This is a genomic window from Actinoplanes subglobosus (assembly GCF_042650585.1).
GTDB lineage: Bacteria > Actinomycetota > Actinomycetes > Mycobacteriales > Micromonosporaceae > Actinoplanes > Actinoplanes subglobosus.
The window spans coordinates 97,826-114,013 of record NZ_JBHSBL010000029.1; the positions used below are offsets into that span (position 1 = coordinate 97,826).

General features: G+C 68.6%; 15 protein-coding genes and 4 pseudogenes. 13 read left to right on the top strand and 6 right to left on the bottom strand.

Annotation, left to right across the window (positions count from 1 at the left end; all coding sequences use genetic code 11):
* The first annotated feature begins 61 nt into the window (after positions 1–61).
* The 4 genes from ACFO0C_RS43535 (at position 62) to ACFO0C_RS43550 (ending at position 3,305) form a co-directional block, all read left to right on the top strand.
* A complete protein-coding gene (locus ACFO0C_RS43535) occupies positions 62–1,288 on the top strand; it encodes an FxsB family cyclophane-forming radical SAM/SPASM peptide maturase (protein ID WP_378072732.1) in 1,227 nt (408 codons plus the stop codon).
* Positions 1,285–2,592 carry an HEXXH motif domain-containing protein gene (locus tag ACFO0C_RS43540; protein WP_378072733.1) on the top strand — a complete coding sequence of 436 codons (1,308 nt, stop codon included), beginning with the start codon at positions 1,285–1,287 and terminating at the stop codon, positions 2,590–2,592. Before ACFO0C_RS43535 ends, ACFO0C_RS43540 begins: the two co-directional genes overlap by 4 nt.
* 89 nt (positions 2,593–2,681) lie before the next feature.
* On the top strand, positions 2,682–2,873 hold the full coding sequence (locus ACFO0C_RS43545) for a hypothetical protein (RefSeq protein WP_378072734.1): 192 nt from the start codon (positions 2,682–2,684) through the stop codon (positions 2,871–2,873).
* Positions 2,874–3,113: 240 nt separating this feature from the next.
* Positions 3,114–3,305: a hypothetical protein gene (locus ACFO0C_RS43550; protein ID WP_378072735.1), complete on the top strand. Its 192-nt coding sequence runs from the start codon at positions 3,114–3,116 to the stop codon at positions 3,303–3,305.
* An 18-nt stretch (positions 3,306–3,323) separates the two neighbouring features.
* On the opposite strand, the gene fxsT is transcribed toward ACFO0C_RS43550, so the two are convergent.
* Together fxsT and ACFO0C_RS43560 are read right to left on the bottom strand one after the other, a co-directional pair.
* Positions 3,324–5,819: an FxSxx-COOH system tetratricopeptide repeat protein gene (gene fxsT / locus ACFO0C_RS43555; protein ID WP_378072736.1), complete on the bottom strand. Its 2,496-nt coding sequence runs from the start codon at positions 5,817–5,819 to the stop codon at positions 3,324–3,326.
* Between the two features lie 494 nt (positions 5,820–6,313).
* A complete protein-coding gene (locus tag ACFO0C_RS43560; protein WP_378072737.1) occupies positions 6,314–7,549 on the bottom strand; it encodes a cytochrome P450 in 1,236 nt (411 codons plus the stop codon).
* A gap of 631 nt (positions 7,550–8,180) precedes the next feature.
* Between ACFO0C_RS43560 and ACFO0C_RS43565 the strand changes: the two genes are divergently transcribed.
* From ACFO0C_RS43565 to ACFO0C_RS43585, 5 genes and pseudogenes are all read left to right on the top strand, one after another.
* Complete coding sequence (locus tag ACFO0C_RS43565) at positions 8,181–9,155, top strand: GNAT family N-acetyltransferase (RefSeq protein WP_378072738.1); 975 nt, start codon at positions 8,181–8,183, stop codon at positions 9,153–9,155.
* Between the two features lie 309 nt (positions 9,156–9,464).
* Complete coding sequence (locus ACFO0C_RS43570) at positions 9,465–9,800, top strand: ArsR/SmtB family transcription factor (protein WP_378072739.1); 336 nt, start codon at positions 9,465–9,467, stop codon at positions 9,798–9,800.
* Positions 9,797–11,518 (top strand): SulP family inorganic anion transporter, encoded by a 1,722-nt coding sequence (locus ACFO0C_RS43575; RefSeq protein ID WP_378072740.1) that lies wholly within the window; start codon positions 9,797–9,799, stop codon positions 11,516–11,518. The genes ACFO0C_RS43570 and ACFO0C_RS43575 overlap by 4 nt, the downstream gene beginning before the upstream one ends.
* A 90-nt stretch (positions 11,519–11,608) precedes the next feature.
* Positions 11,609–12,067 (top strand): annotated as a pseudogene (locus tag ACFO0C_RS43580) (ribonucleotide-diphosphate reductase subunit beta); the annotation flags it as partial.
* Between the two features lie 46 nt (positions 12,068–12,113).
* A pseudogene (locus tag ACFO0C_RS43585) lies at positions 12,114–12,419 on the top strand (IS5/IS1182 family transposase); the annotation flags it as partial.
* 69 nt (positions 12,420–12,488) lie between these two features.
* On the opposite strand, the gene ACFO0C_RS43590 reads toward ACFO0C_RS43585, so the two are convergent.
* The gene (locus tag ACFO0C_RS43590; RefSeq protein WP_378072741.1) at positions 12,489–13,052 is read right to left on the bottom strand and encodes a hypothetical protein; all 564 of its coding nucleotides are present in this window, start codon (positions 13,050–13,052) and stop codon (positions 12,489–12,491) included.
* A gap of 157 nt (positions 13,053–13,209) precedes the next feature.
* Between ACFO0C_RS43590 and ACFO0C_RS43595 the strand changes: the two are divergent.
* The 4 genes and pseudogenes from ACFO0C_RS43595 to ACFO0C_RS43610 form a co-directional block, all read left to right on the top strand.
* A pseudogene (locus tag ACFO0C_RS43595) lies at positions 13,210–13,470 on the top strand (transposase); the annotation flags it as partial.
* Between the two features lie 444 nt (positions 13,471–13,914).
* Positions 13,915–14,058: a hypothetical protein gene (locus tag ACFO0C_RS43600; RefSeq protein WP_378072742.1), complete on the top strand. Its 144-nt coding sequence runs from the start codon at positions 13,915–13,917 to the stop codon at positions 14,056–14,058.
* Between the two features lie 64 nt (positions 14,059–14,122).
* Positions 14,123–14,494: a hypothetical protein gene (locus tag ACFO0C_RS43605; protein WP_378072743.1), complete on the top strand. Its 372-nt coding sequence runs from the start codon at positions 14,123–14,125 to the stop codon at positions 14,492–14,494.
* A gap of 156 nt (positions 14,495–14,650) precedes the next feature.
* Positions 14,651–15,063: pseudogene (locus ACFO0C_RS43610) on the top strand (IS630 family transposase); the annotation flags it as partial.
* 26 nt (positions 15,064–15,089) lie between these two features.
* On the opposite strand, the gene ACFO0C_RS43615 reads toward ACFO0C_RS43610, so the two are convergent.
* From ACFO0C_RS43615 to ACFO0C_RS43625, 3 genes are all read right to left on the bottom strand, one after another.
* Positions 15,090–15,254: a hypothetical protein gene (locus ACFO0C_RS43615; protein WP_378072871.1), complete on the bottom strand. Its 165-nt coding sequence runs from the start codon at positions 15,252–15,254 to the stop codon at positions 15,090–15,092.
* 82 nt (positions 15,255–15,336) lie between these two features.
* The gene (locus ACFO0C_RS43620) at positions 15,337–15,588 is read right to left on the bottom strand and encodes a hypothetical protein (RefSeq protein WP_378072872.1); all 252 of its coding nucleotides are present in this window, start codon (positions 15,586–15,588) and stop codon (positions 15,337–15,339) included.
* The coding region (locus ACFO0C_RS43625) for an ABC transporter permease (RefSeq protein WP_378072744.1) at positions 15,585–16,188 on the bottom strand (604 nt) is incomplete at its 5' end. The genes ACFO0C_RS43625 and ACFO0C_RS43620, both read right to left, overlap by 4 nt.

The following is a 16,188-nucleotide window of genomic DNA, read 5'->3' on the forward strand; positions in this document are numbered from 1 at the left end:
CAGGGGAGAATGGGCACGTGATTTGTCCGTTTAGGGCCCCGCCGGTGACCGGCCGCCGCTCATGAGCGAACGACAGGCGCTGGGCCTGCCGGTGATGTCGGTGGCCACAGACTGGCCGGACGTCGCCGAGTTGCGCGCCTCCGGGTGGCGGCCCACACCGTTTCGCGACGTGGTCCTCAAGGTCCACCAGCGATGTAATCTCGCGTGCGACTACTGCTATGTCTACACTCTGGCCGACCAGAGCTGGCGGGACCGGCCCCGGGTGATGTCACCCTCGATCTGGCGCGCCGCCGCCGCCCGGATGGGCGAGCACGCCACCACCCACCGGCTGCCGTCCATGCGACTGATCCTGCACGGCGGAGAGCCCCTGCTGGTCGGCCCGGATCAGCTCGACCTGCTGATCGGCGACTTCCGGGCGGCGATGCCGGCCGGTTGCCGACTGGACGTGCAGGTCCAGACCAACGGCGTACTCCTGGATCGGCCGATGCTGGACCGGCTGGGCGCCGCCGGTGTGGCCGTCGGGGTCAGCCTTGACGGGCCGCAAGCCGACAACGACCGGCACCGCCGGCTGCCCAGCGGTGCCGGCAGCTTCGCCGCGGTCGACCGGGCCCTGCGTCTGCTCGGCAGCGCACCGTACGTGTCCTCGTTCGCCGGCATTCTCTGCACCGTCGACCCCACCATCGACCCCCTGGCCTGCTACGACGCACTCGTGCGGTACTCGCCACCGCTGATCGACTTCCTGCTGCCGCACGCGAACTGGTCCGCGCCGCCGCCGCGCGGGCCCGGCGGCACGCCCTACGCCGACTGGCTTATCACGATCTTCGACCGGTGGTACGGAGCCGCCCGTCAGGAAACCCGGGTCGGGCTCTTCGAGGACATCATGGGGCTGGTGCTCGGTGGAACCGGGCATTCCGAGCAGGTGGGCCTGAGCCCCGTCGCTGTCGTCGTGGTGGAGACCGACGGCACCATCGAACAGGCGGACTCCCTCAAATCGGCCTACCCCGGTGCCTGCGCGACCGGCCTGACGGTCCTGGCCGACTCCTTCGACCGCGCGCTGTCGCATCCCGGGGTGGTGGCGCGGCAGATCGGTCTGCGGGCACTCGCCGACACCTGCCGCCGCTGCCCGGTCCACAGTGTGTGCGGCGGCGGACACTACGCCCACCGCTATCTGGCCGGGGAGGGATTCCGCAACCCGTCGGTCTACTGTGCCGACATGCGGCGTCTCATCGACCACGTGATCGGCCGAGTGACAGTGGACCTGCACCGCAGGCTCAGGAGCGACACATGATGGAGTACCACCGCATCACCGACGGCCGTTTCGCCGATCTCGCCTCCGGGCTGGGCGGCCCGGCCGCGGTGGACGATCTCGCGGGCGCCCGCCACAGCAAGAACCTGCTGCTGCTGGGCTATGTGGTCGAAGCCTGGCGGGGTGACGAGGCCCGGCAGGTCACCGATGTCCTGATCGCTGCCGACCGGCACCGGCCGGAGGCGATCGCTGAGGTGATCAGTGATCCGTTCGTCGGCGCGTGGCTGGCCGCCACCGCCCGCCGGATCCGTGGCCTGGAGAGTTCCGACATCCCCCTCGACGACGATCTTGCCCAGTTGGGTGCGCTGGCCGCGGCGGCAGCGGTCCGGGCCGGTATCGACGCTGAGACGCACACCCGTACCCGCGGCGGGGTGGTGACCCTGCCGACGATCGGCACCGCCCGTCCCGGTGCGGACGGCGCCGCTGTCGTCCGGGTCTCCGGCGACCGGATCGCCGTGACGACCGGTGGGGTGACCGTCGGCAGCGGCGACCAGGATTGGCAGCCGGTACGTCTGCTGACCGCCCGCCGCGACGATCTGGCCGTCGCGGTGCCGCTGGAGGACGCCAACCCCTACCGCGGCTGCTATCACGCTCCGCCGGCGGAGCGGCTGGGCACGTCTGACGTACGACGCTGGCAGGAGCTTTTCACCGCCGCCTGGGAACTTCTCGCCGCCCTGTTGCCCGAACGAGCCACCGAACTCGCCACCGGCCTGCGTGCGGTGGTGCCGTTGGTGACCGAGGATGTCGGCGAGGCGCGCAGCGGCACCGCACGTGACGCGTTCGGTGCTGTCGGGACCACACTGCCCCGATCCGGCGCCGATTTCGTTGTCACGCTGGTCCACGAGTTCCAGCACTCCAAGCTGAGCGCGCTTCTCGACCTGATGTCACTGCACGTGCCGGGCGGCCCGGAACGGCATTTCGCGCCGTGGCGTGAGGATCCGCGGCCCACCGGCGGCCTGGTCCAGGGCGTCTATGCGTTTCTCGGTGTCGCCGACACGTGGCGGGCGCTACGGGCTGTGAGCGGGCTGGAGCGGGAGGCGACGCGTGAATTCGCCTTCGCCCGGCTCCAGTTGGACGTCGGTCTGCGTGCGCTGGAGCAGTCACGGGAGCTCACCGCACGGGGCCGTGAGTTCGTCGGCCATCTGCGCGCCCCGGTGGACCGGCTGATGGGTGAGGCCGTGCCCGCCGCGGTCGCGGCGGAAGCGGCGGAGCTGCTCGCACAACGCCGTCATGCCTGGGGGCGATACTCGCGGGTTGTGACCTCGCCGCGATCTTCGAGCCGCTAGGATCGACGTGCACACCGTGGCGGCAGGTGCGGTCGTGTCCTCGATTGGCAGTCAATCGGGGTTCGACAGAGCGGTCGAAAGGCACGGACATGCGGCAGACCGGGGATTTCCCCGTCGACGAGCACACGGAGTCCGCCCTGCTCGACGTGCGGCGCATGCCACTCGAAACGCTCCTGCGTTCCCGGGACGCCGCCTTGGACCACGCCCTCGCCCGGCAGTTGGACAATGTGCGAAACCCGGGCGAGAACTACGCGGCGCACGGTACGACACCGGGGCGTTGACGACCCGTCCGCAGCAGTCTCGGTCCGCGCCGGTCAGGGTGGCCTGGGAAAGCGATACCTGTCGACGTATGGTGTAGTCAGAGCTGGGCTGCGCGGTGAGTTGACGTCAAGCCGTGTCACCATGCCTCTGAGCGACGGTTCGTCGCATCCTGGTCCGGCCTGTGGGGCACGCCCCACCTGCTGCCAACGATGGCGGCTGCGTGCCGGAACACCCGTCAGCGCCACCGCAGGAGGCACCGAATGCGCGAGGGGATGCGGCTCTCCGAGAACGACGACACCCAGACGGTGATCATCGATGTCCGTGACGTGCCGTTGGAAACACTGCTGGACGGCGGTAATCCCGCTCTCGCTCATACCCTGAGGGCAGTGGCCGCTGAGTTGGTTCAGCCGGCCGGCAACTATGCCGCCCATGGCAGCACGCCGTTGCCGTAGCGAGAGCGGGACTGCACCTCAGGTGGGCGGCGGCTCGATGTCGCACTCGATCCGGTTACCGGCCCGGGCCGCCACACACTCGGGGTGATTCTCGCCCAACGCCCGGGCGAGGTCGGCGACCGCACGATCCAGCAGCGGCCGGCCGGCCTGCTCGTCGTTGTCGGCGATCAGATCGAGCGCCGCATTCACCGTGCAGGCCAAGGTGTACGGGTGGCTGTCGCCGCGATACTGGCGTGAGGTGGCAAGCGTGCTCTCGGACAGCCGCCGCGCGGCCGTGACGTCTCCGGCCGCGGCGAGGTCGTTGCCAAGGCTGCTGGCAGCGCACAGGGTGTAGCCGTGGGCGGGGCCGAGGGCGGCGCTCATCCGCGTGTGGCTTCGCTCATCGTAATCCAGCGCCAGGTCGCGTTCGCCCAGCGTACGAAGGATGATCGCGAAGTTCACCGTCGCGGCCAGTGACAGGGGGTGATCCTCGCCGAACACCCTTTGGTACCGATCGACCGCTTCGGCGGCCAGTTCACGCGCGGTGTCGAGATCACCGGTCACCCGCCGGCTGTTGGCCAGCGTCATGACCGCCGCCAGCGAGTGCTCGTGCTCGGGGCCGTACCGGTCGATCGTGGCGTCGTGATGCTCCTCGGCGGCCGCCAGCGCGTCGGCATACCGCCCCACCTTACGTAGCGTGATCGCCATGGTCCGGCTGGCGAGCAGGACCCGGGGGTGCTTGTCGCCCCGCTGCTCGCGGAACGGCGGCAGGATCCTCTCCTGCAACGTCAGCGCCTCGGCATAGCGGCCGAGCCCGTAGTAGTCGCGCGCCAGGTTCGTCTGGGCGAACAACAGCCTGTTGTCGTTCTCGCTGACGTTCTGCTGCCAGGTCTCGACCACGGCGGAGTCGATCTCCTGGGCGGTCGAGAAGTCACTGAGCATGCGCAGGTTCACGGCCCGGTTGCTCTTGGCGTCGAGCGTTGCCTGATCCTCCTCGCCGAACTCCCGCAGGGTCCGATTTACGGTGTCGGTGTCCATTTCCAGCGCCTGCCCGAACAATCCCGCCACCCGGAGGCAGGGCGCCACCTCGGTAGCGGCCAGCAGGGTGAACTCGTGGTCCGGGCCGAAGGCGGGGTTGTTCAGGAATCGTTGGTGCACCGACTCGGCCAGTGTGCGGGCGCGCTCGTTGAACCCGAGCAGCCGTAGCGACACCGCGAGGTGGCGGCCGACCAGGAGGGTCAGCTCACCGTCGGGTCCCAGGTCCGGGTTGTTCTCGACCTTGGACCAGGCCTCGTTGGCGGTCTCGCCGAGGCGGCGGGCACCCTCGAGGTCACCGGTGAGCCGTAGGTAGATCGACTGGTCGAGCACCACCCGGCGGGCATCGGCCACGGGGGACTCCACCAGGCCGGCTGGGAGGACGTGCGGACCGATCTCGGCGTGCAGCGCCCAGGTGCTGTCGTCGACCGGATAGCCGGGGTTGGCCGATGCCAGCACCTGATGCACGTTGGTGCGGCTGCGGTCGGTCGCGTCCGGGGTCAGCTGGTCACGAAGCACCAGCTGGAACAGCCGGTGCACCTGGATGCGCTTGTTGGCGTCCACCTTCGCCAGCCCGAAACGGCTGAGCTGCCGGATCGTCCGGTCGAGCGCCGTCTCGTTGCGCAGCACACTGCGCAGTGCGGGGGACACCTGGGCATCCCGGCCGCGGCGCAACAGGGCCCCGGAGATCGGCTCGGCGCCGAGCGACGCGAACATCTCCAGCAGTTCGGCCGCCGCCGGAGTGCCGGCGCGCAACCGGTCCAATGCCAGACGCAGAAGAGCGGCGATCAGGGTACGGGTCGTCGCGGGCTGCCCCGGCGAGAGTTCGGTGATGTACCGATCGAGGTGGCCGAGGTACTCCGTCACCGACATGCCGGTCGCGGCCTGTGCCGACGCGGCCTGGTCGATGGCCAGCGGTAGGTCGCCCAGCCGTGCGGCGAGTTGCTCGGCCGACTCCGGCGGGGTTTCCGGGCTGCGTCGCTGGACGAGCGCGACACTCTCGGTGCGCTCGAAGACATTGACCTCGATCGGGTCCCAGATCTCCGACCAGGTCGGATTGCGGGACGTCAGAATGACGTGCCCGCCCTTGGTGGGGATGAGGTTGGCGATGTCGTTCGGGTCGTTGGCGTTGTCGTAGATCAGCAGCCAGCGCAGCGAAGAATGGGTCAGCGCGTCCAGGACCAGGCGGGCGGACTGCTGGAGGTTGGCCGTCTCCGGCGTGCCGAGCCGCCGGCCGAGGTCACGCAGTGACTGCAGCACGAGGGTCTGGTGCTCGGCGGGAATCCACCACACGACGTCATAGCGCTCGGCATACCGGTAGGCGAACTCGACCGCCAGCTGCGTCTTGCCCACACCGCCCAGACCGTGCAGCGCATGTGGCAGCACCGATGCCTTGGCCCGCTGATCCAATGCCTTCTGCAAGGTACGCAGTAGCGCTTCGCGGCCGGTGAATGCCGGGTTACGCAATGGGACGTCCTGCCATATGCGCAGAACGTCCACCGGTCCCGTGATCGCTTGATGGTGCGCTTGCGGCGCCGTCGCGCGCGGGTCAGTCACAGCGATACCCCGTCCGTCCGTGCGGGCGAGACGGCTGATCGAGGGTGTTGCTGTCGTGCCCAGCCACCCTCCCTCGGACCGTCTTTGCGGTGAAATAGGTGATTCGCTGGAATCGTATCAGTATGTGCGGACAGCGGAGGTTGCCCGGACCCCTCGGGACGACTCCCCGTCCGTTGGGCACCCACCCCGCTCACCGGCTGAAGCTCTTCGTCGCGAGGGCTATGGCTGCCAGCCTGAACGTGGGGGTCACTTCGGGATTATTTCGGGAGATTCTCCGAGAGCCATCAGCGGAAAGGGTGAGCCGCTGGCAGATAGCGTCAAGTGTTGACAAGTCAGCCCGCCGACCCGCGCCTCCCCAGGCTCCTAACAGGACACAGTGCCCGGGTCCGCCTTCACCATGCACCCCACTACCCACCAGCCGGGTTCCGGCGATCTGGTCAGGGCAGCGTTCGCGCGCCGCCCGGGACGGCGATGACGTCCCAGGTCAGGGTGAGAGAACGAGGAGTACGGGCCAGCGAGTCGGTCGTCCAGTCGATCTCGGCGGCCGGTCTCGCGAGCCGAAGCCCAGGAAAGCGGCGTAACAACTCGGCGAGCAGAATCTGCAGCTCCATCCGCGCCAGTGCGGCGCCGGGACAGTAGTGCGGCCCGTGGCCGAAACCGAGATGCGGTGCCCCGATCCGATCCAGCCGCAGTCGGTCACCCTCATCGAAGGCCCGTTCGTCGCGGTTGGCGGACGCCATGGCGACCAACACCGGCTCGCCGGCACGAATCAGGACCCCGCCGAGTTCGAGATCCACCACCGGATAGCGGGCGAAACACGCCGAGGTGCTCAGCGGGATCCATCGCATCAACTCCTCGACCGCGGCCGGGATCAGGCTCGCGTCCGCACGCAGGGCGGCGAGCTGATCCGGGTGAGTGAGCAGCGCGAACACCATGTTGGGAATCTGCCGGACAGTCGTTTCGTGTCCCGCGATGAGCAACGCCACCGCGAGATGCAGCATCTGCGGGCCATCGCTCATCTCGCCGCGGACCTGCACCAGAGCGCTCAGCAGGTCGTCGGCAGGCGACCGGCGTCGCTGCGCCAGTTGCCTCGCCAGATATCGGTAGAGCTGGCCGAGATTTTCCCGGACCTGTTCAGGGCTCAGGCCCGAAGTGCTCAGCGCAGCGTCCGACCAGCGCTGCACCTGCTGCCGGTCGGCAACGGGTACACCGAGCAGCTCGCAGATGACAGTCACCGGTAACGGGACGGCCACCGTCGATACCAGGTCGAACGGTTCGGCCCGCAGTACGACCCGGTCGAGCAGTTCGGTGACGATCTCATGGGTGCGGGCCCGCAATTGCTGCACCCGCCGCCGGGTGAAGGCGGATGCGATCGCGGCACGTAGGTGCGTGTGCTGCGGCGGGTCCGTGCCCAGGATGCCGGCGGCGAATGACTGGGCCTGCAGGCGGGGTTCGTCGCGGTCCCGTGAGGCCGCCCGGCTGAAGCGTGGGTCGCTCAGCACCACACGAGCGTCGGCGTAGCGGGTGACCAGCCATGCCGGTTCACCGTAGGGAAGCCGTACCCGGACCACCGGTTCGGCGTCGCGGAGGGTGGCGTACTCGGGATCCAGGTCCAGGCCGGTGCGTGGGCAGGTGGCGAACGGGTAGGGCTTGACCTGGGTCAGTGGTGTCATCCTCGGCCCACCGAACTCCTGGCTCAGGGTCGGCTCGGAGGTGTGGACACCGGGCCGACGCGCTCCGAGACGATGATCATTCCGTCTCGGAGCGGTGTGGTCGATCGGCGCTTGGCTGTACCGAACATGTCTGGTCCTCCCTGCATTCGGGTCAGGAAACCACCGCGGCGTGCGGTGACGCCGTGCCGGCGCATGGGGACCCTAGAAGCCGGGCGATCAGGCCGGCAAGCATCAAAATCGACGGTGTCGGCAACGCGGCGCAGGTATTGACGACCGGCACGGCCATGTCGTACCCGGCTGCGCCGGATGAACGCCAGGGCGAGGAATCGGCGGATGCCGCACAGTGGCAGCGGCACCCGACGACGGCCAGGTGATGACGGCCACCCGGCGGGTCGAACGCCGGCACGCTGACGCTGGGTGCCGAACACCTTTGCGGTGCCCGACGGCCCACTTCCGCCGGGAATCGATCCGGCCGTCCAACCTCGTCCAACATCGGCGGTACGCAGGCTGCCGCCGCTCTACCGTGGCTGTCGAGCGAGGAGGTGCGACCAGGCATCGACGATCAGCGTTCGTGTATCACCGGGCAGACACCAGGGCAGGGATCGGCGCCGACCGGCTTGCAAGGAGAACCGTGACTTCTGCCGCGAACGGGGCCACCACCGGGGTCCACCGCAGATTCGAGACCGGGCCGCTGGCCGACGGTGAGATGCCGCGTTGGGTTGATGCGCTGGTGGCGCTCACTATCGGTGGTGCCGCCGAGGAACCCACCGATCCCGAGTACGTGCGCACGACGGTGCAGGACCGGGTTGCGGCAGAAGGCGGGTGCCGTGCCGCGACACTCGTCCACGAGGCTGCCCGGCCGGTGGTGTCCGCCCGGCTGGTCGAATGTCGGCACCCGTTGACGCTGCGCACCGATCTGCGTATCGAGGATCTGGCGGCGTTCACCGGACCACTCCCGCCATCCGACGTGGTCGCCGTGATGTCCCGGCTGCTCGACGCACTTCCCGGAAGCTGGCCGGTGCGCGCTGAACTGCCCGTCCGAGGCCCGGCCGCCGCGTGGGCGGCATCCCTGGCAGGGGCCGGTTTCGTCCCGGAGGTGCTGACGGTCCGCCGGGCAACAGCCGATGTTCCACCGGCCGGCGGCTGCCGGGTGCGACCGGCCACGCCTGCCGACGCCCCGTTCGTACAGGACTGCCTGGCACGGGCGATCCACAACGGGCTGGCCGGTGAACCGCCTGCCGTCGACGTCGACGAATGGGCGCGCCGGCGTTTCGCCGACCCGTTCCATTCCGGTGCCACGTGCATCATCGCTGAACGTCGAGGCCGACGCTTGGGGCACGTCTACGCCACTGTCGGGCCGGACCGGTACCGCCGGATCCGGCTGGCGAACATCCACGACGTCTACGTGGTGCCCGAGGCCAAGCGGCAAGGCGTGGCGCATGCCCTGACCGCTGCCCTTGCCGACCACCTCAGCCGCTCCGGCGTACCGATGATGGAGGGCGAAGTGATCATGCGAGGCGATCCGCAGCAGGCACTACGGGCAGGCCTTGCCGCGGTGGGGTGGCGCGAGGACCGGATCCGCTGGGTACGCCCCGCTCCGCTCTGACCAGTCCCGTCCGGGTCCCGCTGTGGTACGGCCGAAGCAGCAGGTCCGATGCCGTCCCGCCCGGTCCGAGCTCGGGCTGGAGCGGCCCCCGACGGCAGGCTGTTGGGAACCAGCCGGCATGGGACCGAGCGGTCCGGAACCGGTTAGCGTCACCCTGGCCGCGTGGCTCCGCGAACATCCCGCCTAGCGGCATCTCCGGTTATGACGGTGACGAACTGCACCGCTCAGCCATCACTGTGAAGACTTGCTGAATTGATAACATTTGCAAGTTGTCAAGGCGAGTGTCGTCGTGAGCGGGGTTGGCTGAGCGTGTCGGTGCCGTTGTATCAGGCCAAGGCCGAGTTGTTCCGCACGTTGGGCCATCCGGTACGGATCCGGGTGCTGGAGTTGCTGCAGGACGGGCCACGACCGGTGCGGGAACTGCTGACCTTGATCGAGGTCGAGCCGTCGAACCTGTCGCAGCAACTCGCGGTGTTACGCCGGGCGGGCCTGGTGACGTCGTCGCGGGAAGGCTCATTGGTGATGTACGCGTTGAGCACCCCGGACGTGGCGGATCTGCTGGCCGCCGGGCGGCGCATCCTGGGGTCCACGCTCACCGACCGCGACGAGCTGTTGGCGCAGCTGCGCAGCCAAGGCCAGCAGTGAGCCTCGTCCTGGCGGCCCGGTCGCTGGGCGTTCGGTTCACCGGTCTGCTGCCGCAGCGCAGCGACCTCGCGGCGGCACGCCGGGCACCGCTGGCGGACCTGCTCGCCGGGCTGACGGTGGCCGTCGTGGCGTTGCCGTTGGCGTTGGCGTTCGGGGTCGCCTCCGGTATGGGCGCGCAGGCCGGCCTGATCACCGCGGTGGTCGCCGGGGCGGTCGCCGCCGTGTTCGGCGGGTCGAATCTGCAGGTGTCCGGGCCCACCGGGGCGATGACGGTGGTGCTGGTGCCGGTCATCGCCCAGTTCGGGCCCACCGGGGTACTGATGGTCGGGGCGATGGCCGGAGCGATCCTCATCGGGTTGGCCGTCGCCCGCCTCGGCCGGTATGTGCGGTACCTGCCCACCCCGGTGATCGAGGGTTTCACCGCCGGCATCGCCGTGGTCATCGCGTTGCAGCAACTCCCGGCCGCGCTCGGAGTGGTGGGCGCGCACGGTGACAAGGTGTGGGCGGTGGCCGCCGATGCCGTGGTCCGGTTCACCCGCGACCCGCACCCGGCCCCCGTCGCCGTGGCCGTGGGCGTCGCTGCACTGATGCTGCTGGGCGGGCGGTGGCGCCCCGGTCTGCCGTTCTCCTTGCTGGGCGTGGGCGCCGCGACGGTGCTGGCCGAGACCACCCCGATATCGCTGATGCGGATCGGGGCCCTGCCCGCTGGGGTTCCGGCCCCATCGCTGGGCTTCCTCGACGTCCACGCCGTGCGTACGTTGTTGCCTGCCGCCTTCGCTGTCGCGGCACTCGCCGCGTTGGAGAGCCTGTTGTCGGCCAGCGTCGCCGACGCGATGACCGTCAACGAGCGCCATGATCCGGATCGGGAACTGTTCGGTCAGGGCCTGGCCAACCTCGCCGCCCCGGTGTTCGGTGGTGTCCCCGCGACCGCGGCGATCGCCCGCACCGCGGTCAACGTGCGTGCCGGCGCGCGCTCGAAACTCGCCTCGCTGACCCATGCCGTTGCTCTGGCCGTCATCGTGCTCGCGGCTGGGCCGCTGGTCGGGCGGATCCCCCTGGCGGCGCTGGCGGGGGTGCTGCTGGCCACCACCGTGCGGATGGTCGAGACCGGGTCTCTGCTCGCCCTGGCTCGTTCGACCCGCGGCGACGCGCTGGTCTTGATCCTGACCTTCACGGTGACGGTCGCTGTCGACCTGGTCACCGCCGTGGCCATCGGTGTCGGTGTCGGCGTCGTGCTGGCCCTGCGCGCGGTCGCCCGTACCGCCCGCATCGAACAGGTCCCGCTGGAACCCGGCGACCACAGCGCGGAGGAACACGCCCTGCTGGCCGAGCACATCGTCGCGTACCGCCTCGACGGGCCGCTGTTCTTCGCTGCCGCGCATCGGTTCCTGCTGCAACTGTCGGAGATCACCGACGTGCGCGTGGTGATCCTGCGCATGTCACGGGTGTCGACCGTCGACGCGACCGGGGCCCACGTCCTCGGCGATGCCATCAACCGGCTGCACCACCGCGACATCACCGTGTTGCTGTCCGGCATCGCGCCCGGCCACGAGCAGATCCTGAACACTCTCGGCGTCGCCGAGACGCTGCGCCGCGACGGGCGAATATTCCCCGACACCCCCTCCGCGATCAGGTACGCCCGCACCCACGTCCTACACCACACGAGCACCGGTGCGCAGCCTGAGTCCGATGGCGCCGGACACCTCGGCACCGGGTAGGGCTTGCACCGGCTCCACGACATGACGATCCCCGTCGCAGAAAGCCCTCTTCCATCCCCGCCCCTGGAGCATCTCCATCCGACTACTGCTGCCTTCGCCTACGTCTACTTCCTGCGCTCCCGGGGTGTTCTGCAAGGGCTGGCGTCCGGCATCAACTGGGTGTTCCGGGACGAGAGCATGCACATGGCGTTCGCTTTCGACGTTGTCGACCAGGTGCGCGCCGAGGAGCAGGACCTGTTCGACGCGGACATGCAGCGGCAGGTCCGTGACATGCTCGCCGAGGCCGCCGAAGGCGAGGCCCAGTTCGCGGCCGATCTGCTGGAGCAGGGTGTCTCCGGGATGTCGCTGGGGGACATGCGCGAATACCTCCAACACGTCGCCGACCGGCGGCCGGCAGCGCTCGACATCGACCCGATCTATGGCAGTAGGAACCCGTTCGCGTTCATGGAATTGCAGGACGTGCAGGAGTTGTCCAACTTCTTCGAGCCGCGCGTTTCGGCCTACCAGGTAGGGGCCTCCGGAGGCGTCTCCTTCGACGACGACTTCTGATCGAACTGATATGGCCGGAGCCCCGCGGGGTCCCGGCCATATCGTGTGGCGGTACGTCAGTGAGGCCATCGATCTGGTCTCCTCCACCGCCGACAATCTCGAAACGGCGATGAACCGAATCCGGCTGCCCGTCCACGTGATCCTCGGCGGTATCCCGATCCCGCTCGACCGGGTCGTCGACCAGAAATTCCTGCTACTCGGGGAAGCATCGGCGCCACGGGGTCAACGTGCAGGTAATAGCCGATACGGAAGGCCGTCTCGTCTGCCCGAAGCCCGCACCCACGCCGTCATCGAGCCCTTGCCCGGCGCCAAGGTGATGACGTTCACCGACGAGGGCCACCATGGTGCCCGGATCGTGCAGGCCATCCTCGCACTGCAACATGTTGAGACTCCCACCTGATCAGGATTAAAAGCATCAGTGTCATCGCCGCGGTGTGGTCGACCAGCGAAAGCGGGGAAAAGCCGGGTTCCGGCGTATGAGGTCCCCCGCTTCCGGTTGAACGGCGGGCGCGATAGGTTGGATAGGTCCATGCGAGTGGCGTAGATTTGCAATTTCCTTCCACCATTCATCCGGACTCCCTTCGATCAAATCTCGTAGTACCGGGCTTCGCTCCAGGAGGTAAACGGAAAAATCACTCCAGTCGTCTTGGTCTTTAACTGAAGGAAGGTATTTGGCGGATGTGAGTTGATAGTCGAGAATATCGGCCAGCATCTCAGCGAGAGATTCGACCTTGTTTCTCGTCATGGGGTCGAGTTCATCGACTTTCACACCGCCGTAAAAGTACTGTCGCAGTGAGGGGTCATCAGCGAGGCGTCCGATGAAAGAATGAAGCCGATCAAGGCCGGTGTTCATCGCGGCAAGGGTGGCCACCGAGTTGCCGACCTTCATCTGCTTGACAAGCTGTCTGCTCTGCCAACTGAGTATCGATAGCGACGCTATGACACCGCAAGCGCCAACGATCTGGGTTACTTCAGCGATCGACAAAGTAGATTTGCCTCCTCAAATATCGTTTTTGATCGATCCTAGGCGCGTCGCGCAACAGCGATAGCCTCCTGGGCGGTCGCAGTCGCCGCTTCGAGGTGCGCCTTGCTCAGGCTCGGGCCGTGACCCGGAACCGCATCCGCACCTCGTGGCTGGCTGACAGATCGGTGTCTTCCCGGCCTATCGGTCCGAGCGCGGGCACGCGCTGGTCGATCGGCAGTTGTATCTGCCCGCCGGGTGGACCGAGGATCGGGTCCAGTACCGGGCCGCCGGGATCCGGACGAGGTCGGCGTCGCGACGAAGATCGAGCTGGCTCGGCAGATGCTCGACCGGGCCTTCGCCGCGGGAGTGCCGGCGGCGTGGGTGACGATGGACGAGGTCTACGGGCAGGCGCGTTCGTTGCGGGCCTGGCTTGAGGACCACGACCGGTCGTATGTGGTCGCGACCCGCTGCAACGATGAGGTGCTGACTACCAGCGCGGGCCGGGTCCGCGTTGATGAGCTGATCGCCGGCCTGCCGGGCCGGGCCTGGTCACGGGTGTCGACCGGCGCGGGCGCCCACGGACCACGCGAATACTGGTGGGCCCGGGTCCCGATCCAGGTGTCCTGGAGGCTCGGCCGAGGGCACTGACTGCTCGCCCGGCGCAGCATGAGCACCGGCGAGCTGCCCTACTACGCCTGTTACGGGCCGCGAAAACCCGCCTAATGGCCTACGCAGGCCACGTGGATCATCGCTGCCGTAGCGGTCACCGCCGGGGTCGCGCTCCTGCCGCGTGGCGATGGCAGGCCACAGATCCCGGTCGGCGCGGAACCCGGCGGCGTGGATCGCGCGGACGGTGGCCTTCAGGCCGCGCACCGGCTGCTCCGTGACCAGCTCACCCGCCGCGTTGCGGCACTGCTCGGCCATCGGCGGTTTGGTGCACCTGCAGTTGCCGGTCTCGCAGTCGGCGATCTGCAGCGTCCCGTTGGTGCTGCGCGGGATCGCCGTCTCGTCCTCGTTGGGCACGTAGTGGATGAACCGCCAGCGACGTCGTCGCAGAATTTTGCGTAGTCGACGGTGTAGAGGATGAACGTGTGCCAGCCGATGTCGACGAGCTCGGACGGGCCGATCGGCTGGGCCGTCGTAGCGCTGGCGCCGAGGAACGCGAGCGCCTGGTCAATGATCCGGGCCGGCATGTTTCGACCCGCGAGTGGCTTGCCGAGCATCCGCGGATCCGACAGGTCTTCATCCCGAAGAATGCCTGCTGGCTCAACCTTCAGGAACCATGGTGGCGCATGTTTCGCCGGCAGGGACTCGTTGGACAGCAATTGGCCAGTGGCAACGACATCCGCCGTGTGACGGTGGTGGCCACCGCCCAGCTCAACGCGAAGGCCAAACCCTGGATCTGGGGACGGCCACCGCCACCGAAGCGCGTCTACCGGCTGAAGATGATGTACAGGATTTAAGGAACGACGCACTAGAGCGCGTGAGTGGAGGTGCTGTGCGTAACGGCTCCGGCTTTGACATGCTCGGCTTGAGGGACATGGCGACAGAAAAACCTTGTCGTGGGTTCGGATCAGGTTCCACACAAGACCGACACCCCCGACGAGGTCACGCCAAGTATGCGCCCCGCGCACGTCTACGCCCGGATGCCAGCCAGACAACACACCGAACTGATTGACGCCCTGCACGGCTCCTGGCGTACCGCCACCCGCATGATCATCATTGTGCTGTCCGCCGCTGGATCACCCGCCACTAGAAGGAAGGCCTGGCCGGACTACCGGACCGGCCCCGCAAAGGCAGCCTTCGCCTCGGCGACCGCATCCATCGGCTCCTGCTGACTCCGAAAGCTTGGACCACCGCCGCCTCTGGCTAGCCCTCGGCCGACCCCAGATCAGCCTGTCCACCCTGCGCCCGCGAACAAGCCCGCTGGTCACGGCCCCGGCTGATCGCGAAAAACGGCCCCGACCGCGACCAGGTCTGCACCGACATCCGCGACCGCATCACCGCCCTGTCGGCCGGATCGGTCGTGATCATCACGGGGTGCCTACTGGTCGAGGGTCAGTTCCGGCGCAGTGGACGCGGACCGGACCTCCGGCCGAGAGCTCCGATCAGGTCGAGGGCGAGGCAGACGAAGAGCGCGACGCCCCAGTCGTTCCACGGCCCCCAGGAGGCGACCGGGGGAGTGCCCTGGACCAGCCAGACGATCAGCCAGATCACCGTCATCGTTACCACCTCTCCCGTCCTTCTCACGATGCTCGCCGGCGCATCGGGTGGGCAGGGCCGTAGGGCCTGTGCCCGGTCTCGTTCAGGTGGGCGCCGAGCGGCGCAGCCACAGCAGCACCAGCGCCGGAGCCGTCCACACCAGCAGGATGCCGAGGTGACCGGCCGCGACCCCGGTGCCGTCGACCGCCGGGTCGGTCGCCGTCAGCACCGCCTGCAGCAGATGGCGTAGCGGGAACACGTCGGCGACGGTGGCCAGCCAGCCCGGCAGCGGCCGGTCACCGACGACGAAGATCTCCGAGACGAAGCAGAGCGGCAGCAACGTGCCCAGTGTCACGGCGAGTACCGAGCGGGCGGCGGCATGAGGGCCGCGACCGCCAGGGCGAGCGCACCGAAGCACAGCGATCCGGTCACGATCGCGAGCAGCAGCGCGGGGAGGTGCGCGACCGGCAGGCGCGCGTCCACGAATCCGGTGCCCACGACGATCAGCAGGGCGGCTGCGAGCAGCGCGACGGCCAGGGACGCACCGATGCGTCCGGTGAAGTACCACCGCATCGGCAGCGGGGTGCCGCGCAGTCGCTTGAGGACCCCGCCGGCGCGGGCACCGACGACGGACTCCGGCATGTCCACGAAGGCGGTCAGCGCGGCGGTGTAGGCGATCATGCCGGCCAGCAGATACTGGGCCATCGCCATGCCGTGTACCCGGCCGTCACCGAACACCAGGGGGAACAGCACCAGCAGTAGCGCCGGGAACACGATCGAGAAGAACACCGAGAGCGGGTCGCGGCGCAGTCCGAGCAAGGCGTAACCGATCTGCCCGGTCAGTGCCGAACCCGCCGGGCCGCGTTGTGCCGGTGCCGAGGGCGGTGACAGGTGGACTCGTTCCGCCGCGCCCGCCGGTGCGGGTCCGGCGGGCGCGGCGGCCGCCGCTGCGGTC

Excerpts from the sequence above, each read along its gene's own strand:
- ACFO0C_RS43535 (WP_378072732.1), top strand. The coding sequence starts at position 62 with ATGAGCGAACGACAGGCGCTGGGCCTGCCGGTGATGTCGGTGGCCACA.
- ACFO0C_RS43540 (WP_378072733.1), top strand. The coding sequence starts at position 1,285 with ATGATGGAGTACCACCGCATCACCGACGGCCGTTTCGCCGATCTCGCC.
- ACFO0C_RS43545 (WP_378072734.1), top strand. The coding sequence starts at position 2,682 with ATGCGGCAGACCGGGGATTTCCCCGTCGACGAGCACACGGAGTCCGCC.
- ACFO0C_RS43550 (WP_378072735.1), top strand. The coding sequence starts at position 3,114 with ATGCGCGAGGGGATGCGGCTCTCCGAGAACGACGACACCCAGACGGTG.
- ACFO0C_RS43560 (WP_378072737.1), bottom strand. The coding sequence starts at position 7,549 with ATGACACCACTGACCCAGGTCAAGCCCTACCCGTTCGCCACCTGCCCA.
- ACFO0C_RS43615 (WP_378072871.1), bottom strand. The coding sequence starts at position 15,254 with ATGACGGTGATCTGGCTGATCGTCTGGCTGGTCCAGGGCACTCCCCCG.